This window comes from Pseudoflavonifractor sp. HCP28S3_F10 (assembly GCF_052065415.1).
GTDB lineage: Bacteria > Bacillota > Clostridia > Oscillospirales > Oscillospiraceae > Pseudoflavonifractor_A.
In genome coordinates this window covers 17536-30484 of record NZ_JBQHUB010000036.1, presented here as the reverse complement: position 1 = coordinate 30484, position 12949 = coordinate 17536, and the positions used below count along the sequence as shown (strand labels likewise).

The 12949-nt window shown below is 62.8% G+C and carries 10 protein-coding genes; 5 read left to right on the top strand and 5 right to left on the bottom strand.

Annotated elements, in window-relative coordinates; translation table 11 throughout:
* Positions 1 to 146: 146 nt before the first annotated feature.
* The gene (locus tag ACTNBZ_RS12620) at positions 147 to 878 is read right to left on the bottom strand and encodes a peptidoglycan DD-metalloendopeptidase family protein (protein WP_441210398.1); all 732 of its coding nucleotides are present in this window, start codon (positions 876 to 878) and stop codon (positions 147 to 149) included.
* Between the two features lie 309 nt (positions 879 to 1187).
* On the opposite strand from ACTNBZ_RS12620, the gene ACTNBZ_RS12615 reads away from it, so the two are divergent.
* The 5 genes from ACTNBZ_RS12615 to ACTNBZ_RS12595 are packed head-to-tail and all read left to right on the top strand — an operon-like array spanning position 1188 to position 7387.
* On the top strand, positions 1188 to 1814 hold the full coding sequence (locus ACTNBZ_RS12615; protein ID WP_441210396.1) for a TetR/AcrR family transcriptional regulator: 627 nt from the start codon (positions 1188 to 1190) through the stop codon (positions 1812 to 1814).
* Between the two features lie 44 nt (positions 1815 to 1858).
* Positions 1859 to 3523, top strand: coding sequence for an HlyD family efflux transporter periplasmic adaptor subunit (locus ACTNBZ_RS12610; RefSeq protein WP_441210394.1), 1665 nt, complete (start codon positions 1859 to 1861; stop codon positions 3521 to 3523).
* 3 nt (positions 3524 to 3526) lie between these two features.
* Positions 3527 to 4288, top strand: a complete 762-nt coding sequence (locus ACTNBZ_RS12605) for an ABC transporter ATP-binding protein (protein ID WP_441210392.1) — start codon at positions 3527 to 3529, stop codon at positions 4286 to 4288.
* Positions 4285 to 5502 (top strand): ABC transporter permease, encoded by a 1218-nt coding sequence (locus tag ACTNBZ_RS12600; protein ID WP_441210390.1) that lies wholly within the window; start codon positions 4285 to 4287, stop codon positions 5500 to 5502. The genes ACTNBZ_RS12605 and ACTNBZ_RS12600 overlap by 4 nt, the downstream gene beginning before the upstream one ends.
* Before the next feature lie 13 nt (positions 5503 to 5515).
* Positions 5516 to 7387 (top strand): S-layer homology domain-containing protein, encoded by a 1872-nt coding sequence (locus ACTNBZ_RS12595; protein WP_441210388.1) that lies wholly within the window; start codon positions 5516 to 5518, stop codon positions 7385 to 7387.
* A 69-nt stretch (positions 7388 to 7456) separates the two neighbouring features.
* On the opposite strand, the gene ACTNBZ_RS12590 is transcribed toward ACTNBZ_RS12595, so the two are convergent.
* The 4 genes from ACTNBZ_RS12590 to ACTNBZ_RS12575 all read right to left on the bottom strand — a co-directional run bounded on the left by ACTNBZ_RS12590 (position 7457) and on the right by ACTNBZ_RS12575 (position 12946).
* On the bottom strand, positions 7457 to 8485 hold the full coding sequence (locus tag ACTNBZ_RS12590; RefSeq protein ID WP_441210400.1) for a glycosyltransferase family 2 protein: 1029 nt from the start codon (positions 8483 to 8485) through the stop codon (positions 7457 to 7459).
* Between the two features lie 5 nt (positions 8486 to 8490).
* Positions 8491 to 9660 carry a UDP-galactopyranose mutase gene (gene glf, locus ACTNBZ_RS12585; RefSeq protein WP_441210386.1) on the bottom strand — a complete coding sequence of 390 codons (1170 nt, stop codon included), beginning with the start codon at positions 9658 to 9660 and terminating at the stop codon, positions 8491 to 8493.
* Between the two features lie 199 nt (positions 9661 to 9859).
* Entirely contained in the window at positions 9860 to 10423 is a 564-nt protein-coding gene (locus ACTNBZ_RS12580; RefSeq protein ID WP_441210384.1) for an inorganic diphosphatase, read from the bottom strand.
* A 324-nt stretch (positions 10424 to 10747) separates the two neighbouring features.
* A complete protein-coding gene (locus ACTNBZ_RS12575; protein ID WP_441210382.1) occupies positions 10748 to 12946 on the bottom strand; it encodes a sensor histidine kinase in 2199 nt (732 codons plus the stop codon).
* Between the last annotated feature and the right edge of the window lie 3 nt (positions 12947 to 12949).

Below are 12949 nucleotides of genomic sequence, written 5' to 3'. Positions count from 1 at the left end.
CCCCCCCCCCCCCCCCCCCCCCCCCCCCCCCCCCCCCCCCCCCCCCCCCCCCCCCCCCCCCCCCCCCCCCCCCCCCCCCCCCCCCCCCCCCCCCCCCCCCCCCCCCCCCACTTCCGGCGTTGCCGTATTCCGGGGGAGGAATGATCTCAGCGTTGGGGGAGATAGTCCGCCGGGTCCACGGGCAGATCGTTTTTCCACATGGCGAAGTGAAGATGTGGAACCTGTGCGCTCTCGGCGATGGCGGTATTGCCCACGGTGCCCAGCACGTCGCCGGCTTTGACCGTGTCGCCGGCTTCCGCCAGGGGAGAGGGGGACAGGTTGGCGTAAACGCTGATAAGGCCGTTCCCGTGGTCCAGGGTGACGGTGGTGCCCATCAGGTCGTCCTGAAGCACTGAGGCTACCGAGCCGTCAGAGGCGGCCAGGACCTTGGTGCCCATCTCGGCGGCCAGATCCACCCCCTCGTGGGTGCGCCAGTCTCCCATGGTCTCGTCATAGGCCAGAGCCTCCACGCTGTAGGGATGGACGATATCGCCCTTGACCGGCCAGGTGAAGAAGGAAGAAGCGGCGGGCGGGACGGCCGAAGGAACGGCGGAGGGAACGGGTGTAGACGCGGGCTTTGCCGCGGCGGTGGGAGCGGCAGTGGGTACGGGCCGGGCGGTCACGGACGGACGCTGGGGCTGGAGCGTGTGCTCCGGGGCGGGCGGCGTCACCGTGACCTGCACATGGCCGGCCACAGGGACCTCCTCATCGGGGGCGGAAAGGGACGTGTAGAGATAATAGCCCGAAATTCCAATTGCGGCGACGCACAGGAACAGGACTATGTAGAAGCCCTTTCCCGCCATAAAGTCGCTGATGCGCTGGTTGAGTGGTTCTTTCATGTGTTTTGCACCTCCGAGCCTATTGTGGACAGAGCGGAGGAGCTTTATACCTGAATATACAGAAATTTCTAAAAACTGCGGCCTGACGCCGGAGGGGACAGGTTTAATGAAAGTTTAATCTTTTCTTGAGGCTCTTTTTTGCTTTACGGCGTATGATAATAAAAAGAATGCTTGACCTTCCTCCTGGTGAAAGGTGTAAATTGGCGTTTGTAAAGAAATCTTGAACCTTGCGTCGGAGCAATTGACATATGACAGACTGTCATATATGATGGGGAAGAAATTCTACATCACGGAAAGAGGGGGAGGCGCGTGCCCACTGCCACGTTTTTTAACCTGCCCTATGAGAAATGGGAGAAGATTATGCGCTCCGCCCGGGCGGAATTTGCCCGGGTCCCCTTCAGTGAGGCTTCCATCAATCGGATCGTCCGGGCGGCGGGGATCCCCCGGGGCAGCTTTTACATGTACTTTAAAAACAAGGAGGATCTCTTCCTCTGCCTGCTGGGCTTTTACGCTCTGGCGGTGGAGAAACTGGTCTGCCTGCTGCTGGAGCAGCGGCAGGGCGACTGTTTTGCCGCTATGATGGATCTGTTCGATTGCAGCCAGAATCAGGATCCGGAAGTGGAGGACAGGGACGATATCCGGGAATTCCTGACCATCCTCCAGCTCAACCACTGGCTCCATGCCGGGCTGCTGTTCCGGGGTGGGATCGGCACCGGACATTGCATCGACCGGATCCTCAGGAAGGTGGATACCGGGCTGCTGGACCTGAGAGAGGAAAAGGATCTGGAGGAGATGATGGGGCTGCTGGCCCGTATGACCGTGTCGGCCATCGCTTCTGCCGGCGTGACCGACGAGCCCTCCACCGTCCGGCGGCGGCTGGCCAATCAGTTCGAGATCCTCAAGCGGGGCATGTCCGCCAAAACGGCGTGCAGATAGAGAACGCAGGATCTGGGGCACAGCCCCGGGGTAAGGAGAAATCTATGGAAAACCAAGTCAATTCAGAGGTGGCGGTGGCTGAGCCCTCCGCCCCGGCCAGGCCGGAAACGCCCAAATTCAAGGCGCCCCGGAAAAAGCGCAAGTGGGTTAAGCGGGTGATCGCGCTGGCTGTGGTAGTGGCAGTGGGCGTATTCGTGTTCAGGAGCTGCTCCGGCGGCGCCAAACTGGCGGCGGCCGGCAATTATCTCACTGAGCAGGCTGAAATGCAGGACCTGACGGTGGAGGTGTCGGGCACCGGCACCATAGAGCCCATCAATTCCTACAAAGTGACCACCCTGATCCGGGGCGAGGTCCTGGAGGCCCCCTTTGAGGAAGGCCAGACCGTCCGCAAGGGCGACCTGCTCTTCCGCATTGACTCCAAGGATGTGGAGACCGGCATCCAGCAGGCCAGGCTGGCCCTGGAGCAGGCACAGCTTACTTATGATAATCTGAGTAAGAGCGCCAAGGATGCCAAGCTCACCGCCAACGCCTCCGGCGTCATCTCCAGGCTCTATGTGGACCAGGGGGATAACGTGATGGCGGGAGCCCAGGTGGCCGATATCCTGGACCGCTCCACCATGAAGCTGAAGGTCCCCTTCCATGCCTCTGACGCGGCCGGGCTCTCCCTGGGGCAGACGGCCAGCGTGGTGGTGGACGGCACCGTCCAGACCATTCAGGGTACGGTCTCTGAGATCTCGGCTCTGGACGAGGTGGGAGCTGGCGGCACCCTGATCCGCACGGTGACGGTGTCGGTGGCCAACCCCGGCGTCATCACCGACCAGAGCACCGGCACCGCCGCGGTGGGGACCATCGCCTGCGCCGCCTCCGGCCCCTTTACCTATGCCGCCCAAAAGACCGTGGTGGCCAAGACCAGCGGCGAGCTGGCCGTGCTCTCGGTCAAAGAGGGGGACACGGTGAGCGAGGGGCAGGTCATCGGCTCCTTTGACGCCGACTCCATTACCACCCAGATCGAGAATGCCCGTATCAGCGTGGAGAATGCCAGACTCACCCTCCAGAAGGCCCAGGACAGCCTGGAGGACTATTCCATTACCTCTACCATCGACGGCACTGTCATCGAGAAGAACGTGGATGTGGGGGACAATATCGACGGCACCTCCACTACCACGGCGGCCTCCGGCGTCAGCTATCCTGCCGTCATCTACGACCTGTCCGCCCTCACGTTTGATATGAGCATCGACGAGCTGGACATCAACAAGGTGAAGGTGGGCCAGACTGTGGAGATCACGGTGGATGCCCTGGACGGCAGGACCTATACCGGCACGGTGGATAAGGTGAATATCAACGGAACCACCGCCGGCGGCAAGACAACCTATCCCGTTACCGTCCTGGTGGACGGCGCGCCGGAGGAGCTCTATCCCGGCATGAACGTGTCGGCCCGGATCATTGTGGAGCGGGTGGGCAAGGTGCTGTGCGTGCCGGTGGAGGCTGTGAGCCGGGAGGACGGCGGCTCAGTCCTGGTGCCCGGCGCCGACGCGGTGTATGACGACAACGGCAATATGCTCTCCCCCGGCACCCCCGAGAAGCGCCAGGTCACCCTGGGCCGCAACAACGAGACCTACATCGAGATCGTGGACGGCCTCAGCGAGGGGGAAACCGTACTGGTAAGCAACCAGAGCACCAATATGATGCAGATGATGATGGGGGGCTAAGCCTTGGAACACCTCATCGAACTCAGAGACGTCTATAAGATCTACCAGATGGGAGAGGAGACTGTCCACGCCCTGGACGGCGTCTCCCTCACCATCGACGAGGGGGAGTTCGTGGCCATCGTGGGTTCCTCCGGCTCGGGCAAATCCACCGCCATGAACATCATCGGTTGTCTGGACGTGCCCACCTCGGGCACCTACCGCCTGGGAGGCGTGGACGTGTCCACCATGGACGACGACCAGCAGGCCGAGATCCGCAACAAGATGCTGGGCTTCATCTTCCAGCAGTACAACCTGATCCCCAAGCTCAACGTGCTGGAGAACGTGGAGCTCCCTCTGCTCTATGCCGGGGCAGGGGCCGACGAGCGCAAGGCCAGGGCCCTGCGTGCTCTGGAGCGGGTGGGCCTGAGCGACAAGTGCAAAAACCTGCCCAGCCAGCTCTCCGGCGGCCAGCAGCAACGGGTGTCCATCGCCCGGGCCCTGGCCGGAGACCCGTCGGTCATCCTGGCCGACGAGCCCACCGGCGCTCTGGACTCCCGCACCGGGCGGGAGGTGCTCTCCTTCCTCCAGAAGCTCAACCGGGAGGGCAACACCGTGGTCCTCATCACCCATGACAACTCCATCGCCGTCAAGGCCAGGCGGATCGTCCGCCTGCAGGACGGCCGCATCATCTATGACGGCGACGCCCATGATCCACGGGCAGTTGTCCAGCCCGAGGAACTGGAGGACGTGCCTGAGACGGCCGCAGGAGAGGAGGAGTTGGCGTGAACTTCACCCAATCCTTCCGCCTGGCGGTCAAGTCCCTGTTGACCAGCAAGATGCGGGCCCTGCTGACCATGCTGGGCATCATCATCGGCGTGGCCGCCGTCATCATCATCACCAGCCTGGGCAACGGTATGCAAAACTACATGAACGCCCAGTTTGAGGAGCTTGGTTCCAACCTGGTCCAGGCTCAGGTGATGAACGACGGCTCCTCCCGCAGCGTGGACGCCGACGACATGTATGCCCTGGTGGACAAATATCCCCAGTATCTCTCCGGCGTCACCCCTTATCTTCAGATCCAGCCGGCGGTGCGCCATGGCTCCGACAAGTTTGAGCGCACCAAGGTCTATGGCGTGGGCGAGACCTTTATGACCGCCCGGGGCGCCACCATGACCGGCGGCGAGCTGGAGGAGGGCCGCTTCCTGAAATATATCGACGTGGAGCGGCGCCAGAATGTCTGTGTCATCGGGGCCTATCTGGCACGGGAGGCCTTTGGCGGCAGCGCCATAGGCAAGACCCTTTCGGTGGGGGGCGAGCCCTATACCGTTATCGGCGTGCTGAAGACGGCGGCTGACATGACCGAGGGCAGTACCGACGACTGCGTCTATATTCCCTACACCAAGGCCGAGAGCCTCGGCGGGAACAGCTATTACAGCCTCTACATGTTTACCAGTACCGACCGGAATACGGCGGCGGCCGCCAAGGGCATCGTGGAGAACCGCCTGTTCAAGACCTTCCAGGATACCGACGCCTACTTTGTCATGACCTCGGCCGAGATGATGGACGCCATGGATTCCATGCTCAGTACCCTGATGCTCATTCTGATCCTCATCGCCGCCATCTCCCTGCTGGTGGGCGGTATCGGAATCATGAACATCATGCTGGTATCGGTGACTGAGCGCACCCGGGAGATCGGCATCCGCAAATCTCTGGGGGCCAAGGGCAAGGATATCCGCAGCCAGTTCATCATCGAGGCGGGGACCACCTCGGCTATCGGCGGGGCTATCGGCATCGTGTTTGGCATCATCATGGCCAACGCGCTCACCGCCGTCATCGGTATGGTGCTGGGTAGCGGAAGCGACGGTTTCGTAGCCATCCCCACGGCCAGCGGCATCGGTGTGGCGTTCGGCGTGTCGGTGGGCGTGGGTATTCTCTTCGGCTACCTGCCCGCCAACAAGGCGGCCAAGCTCAATCCCATTGACGCGCTGCGGTACGAATAAAGGAGTGTACGATATGAGAAAACGTATGTTGGCCGGCGTGATCGCGGCGGTGCTGACGGTGGGCCTGCTGCCCGCCGCCATGGCTGCCGCTCCCGCCGGGGGCGAGGCCGCCCAGGTCCTCTCGGCCCTGAACATCATGGTGGGCGACCAGAACGGCGAGCTGCATCTGGAGCGCACCGTCACTCGGGCGGAATTCACCCGGATGGTCATCGCCGCCTCCCCGTGGCGGGACAGCGCCGGAGACGCGGCCAGCGTGGCCCCTTATCCCGATGTGCCCCGCACCCACTGGGCGGCGCCCTACATCCAGGCCGCCGTTTCGGGCGGATATATCTCCGGATATCTGGATGGTACCTTCCGGCCTGACAACACCATCACCCTGGCCGAGGGCGTCACCATGGTGCTGCGGCTCCTGGGCTACCAGCCCTCCGATTTCACCGGTGCCTATCCCGCCGGCCAGATGGCGGCCTACCGCAATCTGGAGCTGGATGAGGGAGTCGCCGCCGCCCAAAACGACGCCATGACCCGGCAGGACGCGCTCTATCTCTTCTATAACCTGATGACCACCAAGAACAAGACCGGCGTCTATCATCTCAATACCCTGGAACCCACCCTCAACCTGGTGGGGATGGACGGCACCCTGGACCGGGTGGCCCTGGTGAATTCCGCCATGGAGGGCCCGGTGGTGGCCGAGGGGAGCTGGCAGGGCAAGGTGCCCTTTGACCTTTCCTCCGCCGCCGTGTACCGGGACGGCAAGAGCGCCCCGGCCCAGGCCATCCAGGCTCTGGACGTGGTCTACTGGTCCAAGCCCATGCGTAGCGTGTGGGCCTACAGCAAGCGGGCCACCGGCACCCTGGAGCAGGTGAGCCCCAGCGCTTCCGCCCCCGCCAGCGTGACGGTAGCGGGCAGGACCTACGCCATCGAGAGCGGTGACGCCGCCTACGCCCTCAGCGACCTGGGTGAGTTCCGGGCAGGCGACAGCGTGACCCTTCTGCTGGGCCGGGGCGGCGGTGTGGCCGCCGTCCGCTCCGCCGGAGAGGCCCTGGAAGGCTCTACCGTGTACGGCATGGTCACCTCCGTGCAGAACACCGGCTACACCGACGACCGGGGCGATACGTACACCAGCCGTTCCGTGACCGTGTATACCACCTCGGGCGCGGTGAACACCTATCCTACCGACGAGAGCTATTTCAAGGCAGGAGATCTGGTCCGGATCACCACCGAGGGCGGAGCCATCCAGGTCAAGCGGCTCTCTGCCAGCACCCTGTCCGGCAAGGTGAGCGCCGACGGCACGAAGCTGGGCAGCTATGTCCTGGCCGATGATGTGGAGATCCTGGACACCTATGAGGATACCGCCGCCGTCCGGGTGTACCCCGGCCGGCTGGCCGGCGTCAGGCTCACCGAGAGCATGGTGCGCTTCTATGCCACCAATGCCCAGGGAGAGATTCAGCGGCTGATCTTGAAAGATGCCACCGGCGATCTGCATACCTACGGCGTCCTCACCAGCGTCACCGAGATCAGCGCGGGAATGACCACCATGTCCAGCTATGTGGCGGATATTGGGGGGCAGGCGGTGCCCATGGGCAGCCAGACCACCGTGTTCGGCGTGAAGAAGGGCCCCTGCCAGATCAAGGGCAGCCTGCAGGCCCCTGACCGCATCTCCAACCTGACCGAGGTGAAACTGGACAGCGTCACCGGGAATACCGCCCTCTCCTCCGCCAACCGGAGCTATCCTGTCTCCGAGCGCGCGGCGGTGTATGAGGTCCGGGACGGGAAATACTACCTCTCCAGCCTGACCCGGGTGAGCGGCGGGGACTATACTCTCGCCGGGTATTACGACAAGGAGCCGGAGCAGGGCGGACAGATCCGCGTGATCGTGGCCCGGTGATGGAGACCGCCTGAATGTTGAAAAGCCGCGCCTTCCCTGATGGGGAGGCGCGGCTTTCTCATGATAAAATCAGTTGAACTTGTAGATGCGGCGGGCCAGACGGTAGAGCCTGACCGACAGCTTGCGGCCCTGGTAGCCGGGGATGTTGGACACGGCGGACACGGCCCGGTATTTCATCCGGTGGTGGAGCCGGGGATCCACGGTCCGCAGATACTCCCACAGCTGGGTCTTTTTGCCCAGCGCCTCGGGGGAACCGTCGATGATGAGGAAGATGGAGGAGATGGTCATCATCATGGCCAGGTAGTTGAACATGTACCGGCCCAGCTTGGGCAGCTCGGCGCGGACCTTGTTGAGGTCGTGGGCGTCGATCATCAGCCGGGTGACCCGCAGCTGCTGGTCCACCCGGGTGACCATCACCTTCTCGTTTACGCTCTGGTCCGCACGGCCGATAAAGTAGCGGTACAGGTCCAGATCCATGTAGTAAATGGTCTTGACGTAGGGCAGGGGCTGGTAGACGAAGATGTTGTCCACGTAGAAGGTGTGCTTGGGCAGCTCCAGCTTGCAGGCGCGGAGCATCTCGGTGCGGTAGATCACCGAGTGCATCAGCAGGTACTGGGAGGGGCGGAAGCGGCCGATGTCGGCCCAGGTGAAGATCTTGTTTTCGGGGAACACGTTGGTGTACCGCATGACCTTCTGAGTGTTGTCCTCCACATGCTCATAGACGTAGTTGCACACCAGCAGGTCCACCGGCTCGGGCATTTTGGCGAACTCCCGCAGCTTGTCCAGCGCCTTTTTCAGGGCACCGGTATCCAGCCAGTCGTCCGAGTCCACCACTTTGTAATACAGGCCCCGGGCGTTGCGCAGGCCCTGGTTCACGCCCTCGCCGTGGCCGCCGTTGGGCTGGTGGATGGCCCGGACAATGTCGGGGTACTTCTCCTGATAGCGGTCGCAGATGGCCGGGGTGTCGTCCTTGGTGGAGCCGTCGTCCACCAGGATGATCTCGATGTCCTCTCCGCCGGAGAGCAGGGTCTCCACACAGTGGTCCATGTAGGCCGCCGAGTTGTAGCAGGGGACCGCAAAGGTAATGAGCTTTTCCACGGGGATCACTCGCCTTCCTTCCGGATCAGGCCATCGCACAGCTCCAGCGCCCGGGCCACGATGGCGTCCATATTGTAGTATTTGTACTCGGCCAGACGGCCCAGCAGGTAAAGGCTGCCGTAACCGTCAGCCAGCGCCCGGTAGCGCTGATAGAGGGCGTTGTTCTCCGGGCTGATGATGGCGTAATAGGGGGTCTCCTCCGGCGCGCCGGTGTAGGCGTGGGAGATCTCCTTGGCGATGGTGGTGCGTCCGGGCAGCTCCTGCCCGGTGAGGTACTTGAACTCGGTGATACGGGTCCACTCCTCGCTGACGGTGTAATTCACCGTGCCGTGGGACTGCCAGAAGTCCACCGGATAGGTCTCGAACCGGAACTCCAGCGTCCGGTAGGGCAGGCGGCCGAAGCGGCAGTCAAAGAGCTCGTCCACCGCGCCGGAGTAGATCACCGGGCCGGTAAAGGGCGCGCCGTCCAGCTCTATGCCCCGCTCCCCCAGGGTGAGGCGGGTGCGGGCGTCCACTCCCAGCTCCACCGTGATGTTGGGGTGATCCAGCATGCGGCGGAAGAGAGGGGTATAGCCCTCCAGGGGCATGCCCTGCCAGGGGTCCTGGAAATACCGGTCGTCCCGGGAGAGGAACACAGGCACCCGGGCGGTGGTGTTGGGGTCGATCTCCTCAGGAGACTGGTCCCACTGCTTCATGGTGTAGTGCAGGAACACATTCTCATACACATAATCGGCCAGAGCGGCAATGTCCGGGTCGGTGTTCTGCCGCAGCTCCAGGATGGTGACCTTCTTCTCGGCGCCGTAGGCGGCGATGAGCTTTTGTTCCAGGGCGGCGGCCTTCTCCTTTCCGAAGGCCAGCTCCAGGCTGGTCAGGTTGAAGGGCACCGGCATCTCGGTGCCGTGGACGTTGGCCACCACCCGGTGCTGATAGTCCCGCCACCGGGTAAAGCGGGAGAGATAGTCGAACACCCGGCGGTTGGACGTATGGAAGATATGGGGGCCGTACTGGTGGATGAGCACACCGGCCTGATCGGGCAGGTCATAGGCGTTGCCGCCGATGTGGTCCCGGCGCTCCAGCACCAGGACCCGCCTGCCGCCCCGCTCGGCCAGTTCCCGGGCGGCCACCGCCCCGGCAAAGCCGGCGCCGATCACCAGGCAGTCGTAAGCTTGATTCATAGCGTTTCCTTTCGCTCCTCTCAGGATACGCCCCGCTGAGACGGCGGGGCGTATAATCGTACTATAGAGGTCTTGGCACAGGCACAAGTTTCACTAAGTTCTCCGCCGCTGACGCAGCGGCTCGCTAAGTGAAACTATTGTACCATGCATGACTGGGAAACGGAACGGGAAAAGGATTAACTTTTCTTTAAATTCCCGTTTACCGGGCCGCGCCGCCCTGGGCGGGGAGTCCGCCCAGAAAGCACTCGGCGTAGTGGTCCATGGCCTTGCGGATGACCTGAACGGCGGCGGCGCGGTCATTGACGTCGCCGGCCACGGCCTCCTTGCCCTCCAGGGCCTTGTAGACGGTGAAGAAATGGGCCATCTCGTCAAAGATGTGGGCGGGCAGGTCCATCAGGTCACGGAAGGTATTGTAGGTGGGGTCGGCAAAGGGAATGGCGATGATTTTCTCGTCGTTCTTGCCGCCGTCCAGCATGGAGATATAGCCAATGGGGTAGCAGCGCACCAGAGTCAGGGGGTCCATCTCCTCAGAGCAGAGGACCAGCACGTCCAGCGGGTCGCCGTCGTCGCCGTAGGTGCGGGGAATAAAGCCGTAATTGGCGGGATAGTGGGTGGAGGTGTGGAGGACCCGGTCCAGGATGATGAGACCGGTCTCCTTGTCCAGCTCGTACTTCTTCTTGCTGCCCTTGGGGATCTCGATGACCGCCACAAAGTCCTCCGGCTGGATGCGGCTGGGGCTGATGTCATGCCAGATATTTGACAACGGGATTCACTCCTTATACAGTGTAAGGGATTTTATTTCGCATACACAGTCTTTTTTCATATCCATTATAGTAAAGGAACGGGAAATGGGCAAGAGCGGATTGAAGCGCCTGCCGCCGCAATTTGTTGGTCTGGATTTAACCTCCAAACGTGTGCAGCCTCCAACATATGGTAGAATGGATCTGGGAATCGTAAAATATCACTTTGAGCTGGGCGCAGGCAGGGAACGCGTCCACTGGGGATCGTGTGAGACGGGCAAAGGCGGCGGGGAGCGATCCCTGCCGCCTTTTTGCGCCGAAAGAGGAAAAAGAATGGATCTGCCGCGTCAGAAAGAGAGTTCCTCTGCGGGGTCGGCCTCTTCACGCGCCGGAGAAGCAGAAGGGGGGACCGGGGGCGGGGGCGCGGCCGGCGCGGCGGGCATGGAGACCACCGCCTTGAACAGGTCCCCGTCGATGGCCAGCCGGAACATGCCGCCCTGGAGCTCGGTGAGGCTGCGGGCGATGGAGAGCCCCAGGCCGGAGCCCTCGGTGGTCCGGGCGGCCTCCCCCCGGACGAAGCGCTCCATCAGCTGCTCTGCCGGGATATTCAGGGGATTTCTGGAGATGTTCTTCACCGTCAGGGTGACCCGGCCGTCCCAGCGGACCAGGTCCAGGTAGACACGGGTGCCGGGCAGGGCGTATTTGCAGCAGTTGCCCAGCAGATTGTCTATCACCCGCCACAGGTGCCGCCCGTCGGCCAGGATGGAGTAGTCCCCCTCCGCCGGGTCCAGTATGGGTGTGAGGCCGGAGAGCTGGAATTTTTCCTCATACTCCCCCATAGCTTGGGTGAGGAGCTGGGCAAAGTCCAACCGCTCCAGGTTCACGGGCAGGGTGCCGGTGGAGGCCTTGGAGGCCTCCACCAGGTCCTCGGTCAGCTTTTTCAGCCGCTGGGATTTCCGGTCCAGCACGCCGATGTATTCCAAAGCCCTGGGGTCTTGGATATCGGTCTTTTTCAGCAGGTCCACATAGTTGATGATGGAGGTGAGAGGGGTCTTCAGGTCATGGGACACGTTGGTGATGAGCTCGGCCCGGAAGCGCTCGCTTTTGAGCCGCTCGTCCACCGCATTGTTGATGGCCGCGCCCAGGTCGTTGAGCTGTTCGGCGTGCTCCCGCAGGTCGTGGTACATGCCGGTGGTGTCGATCTGTACCTCGGGGGTGCCTCCCAGAATGGCGCCGGTGGCGGCGCGGATGGACTTCCACTGGTGCACCCACCGGCACAGCCGCCAAAGCACGAAGCCCTGGTATACCGGGATGAGAATGATAGTGGGGGTGGTAATAGCGGTGCCCAGCAGGTAGAGCAGGAAAAGACATACTGTCCGCCGCTCCATGGGCCAGCGGGAGGGGAGAGAGCGGCATTGGCGGATTACCCATGCACCCGCCTGCCAGCACAGGGTGCTGCGCAGCAACGTGTGGGATTTGAGCCGCACGGCGGTGGTGAGCAGCAGGGACAGGACCGCCCACCCCCCCACCAGGCTGAGAAGGCCCAGGCCCACCAGTACCCGGAGGCTGAATCCGGACTGGTTGATGGTATAGGCGATGGGGTCCCCGGCGCGGAGCAGGACGGCAAAAAGCAGGACCCCGCTGGACAGACAGAGCTCATAGGGAAAGCGGTCCCACCAGGAGAGGACGATCTCCCCGCTGCCCCGCCGCCGCCCGGCCCGGGTGCACAGCCGGGTCAGCAGGAACAGAGCCATGGAGGCGGCGGCCAGAAAGAGCAGGGTCACGGGAGTGAGCCAGGTCTGAAAAGCCTGATAGTCCCCCATGGCCTCCATAAAGTCATCTTCCACGGTAAGGGGAACGGCCACGCCGGATTCCAGCACCAGGCCGGCCTGATGGATGCGGGTATCCTGCCCGGAGTCATACTGCCACAGGTCCTCTTCAGGCAGATAGGCGTAGCCGTATTGATTGTAGGGGCGCTCGGCGTACTCCGTTCCGGAGGCATCCGCCCCGCCGGTATTTGTCTGGCCGGCCATGGGGTCGATGACCACCATGCCCTCCGGGGTGTATACGTGCAGGACCTTGTAGCTCCAGTCGTCGCTGTTCCAGACGGTCTCATCCTGTGCTCTCAGCTGCTCGCCCCAGGAGACTGAAAAGCGCATTGTTTCCCGGGCGGCAGCCTGGTCCAGAGCCGCTTCGTCGGTATTGCCCCAGAGGACCTGGCCCGATGCTTCGTCCCGGACCAGAAAGCGGTAGTTGGTCTCTTCGGCGGCCAGGCCGGCTTCCAGCTTTTCCAGGCGGGTGTGCTGAAGGTAATCTTCCTCCGCGCCCCAGCTTTGGGTCATGCGCAGTTCCATGGCCTCCTGCACACAGTGGCGGCAGCGGATAAAGGGATAGACAATGCTGCCGCTCTGATAAAAGTCTCCCGCCGACCAGAGATCGTCCCAGTGGGACAGAAGCAGCATGCCGGACCAGAAGGCCAGGATCCCGCACACCACGCACACGGCGGCCATCAGCCGGCGGGCCGCACCTCCTCCGGATCGTTTCATCGT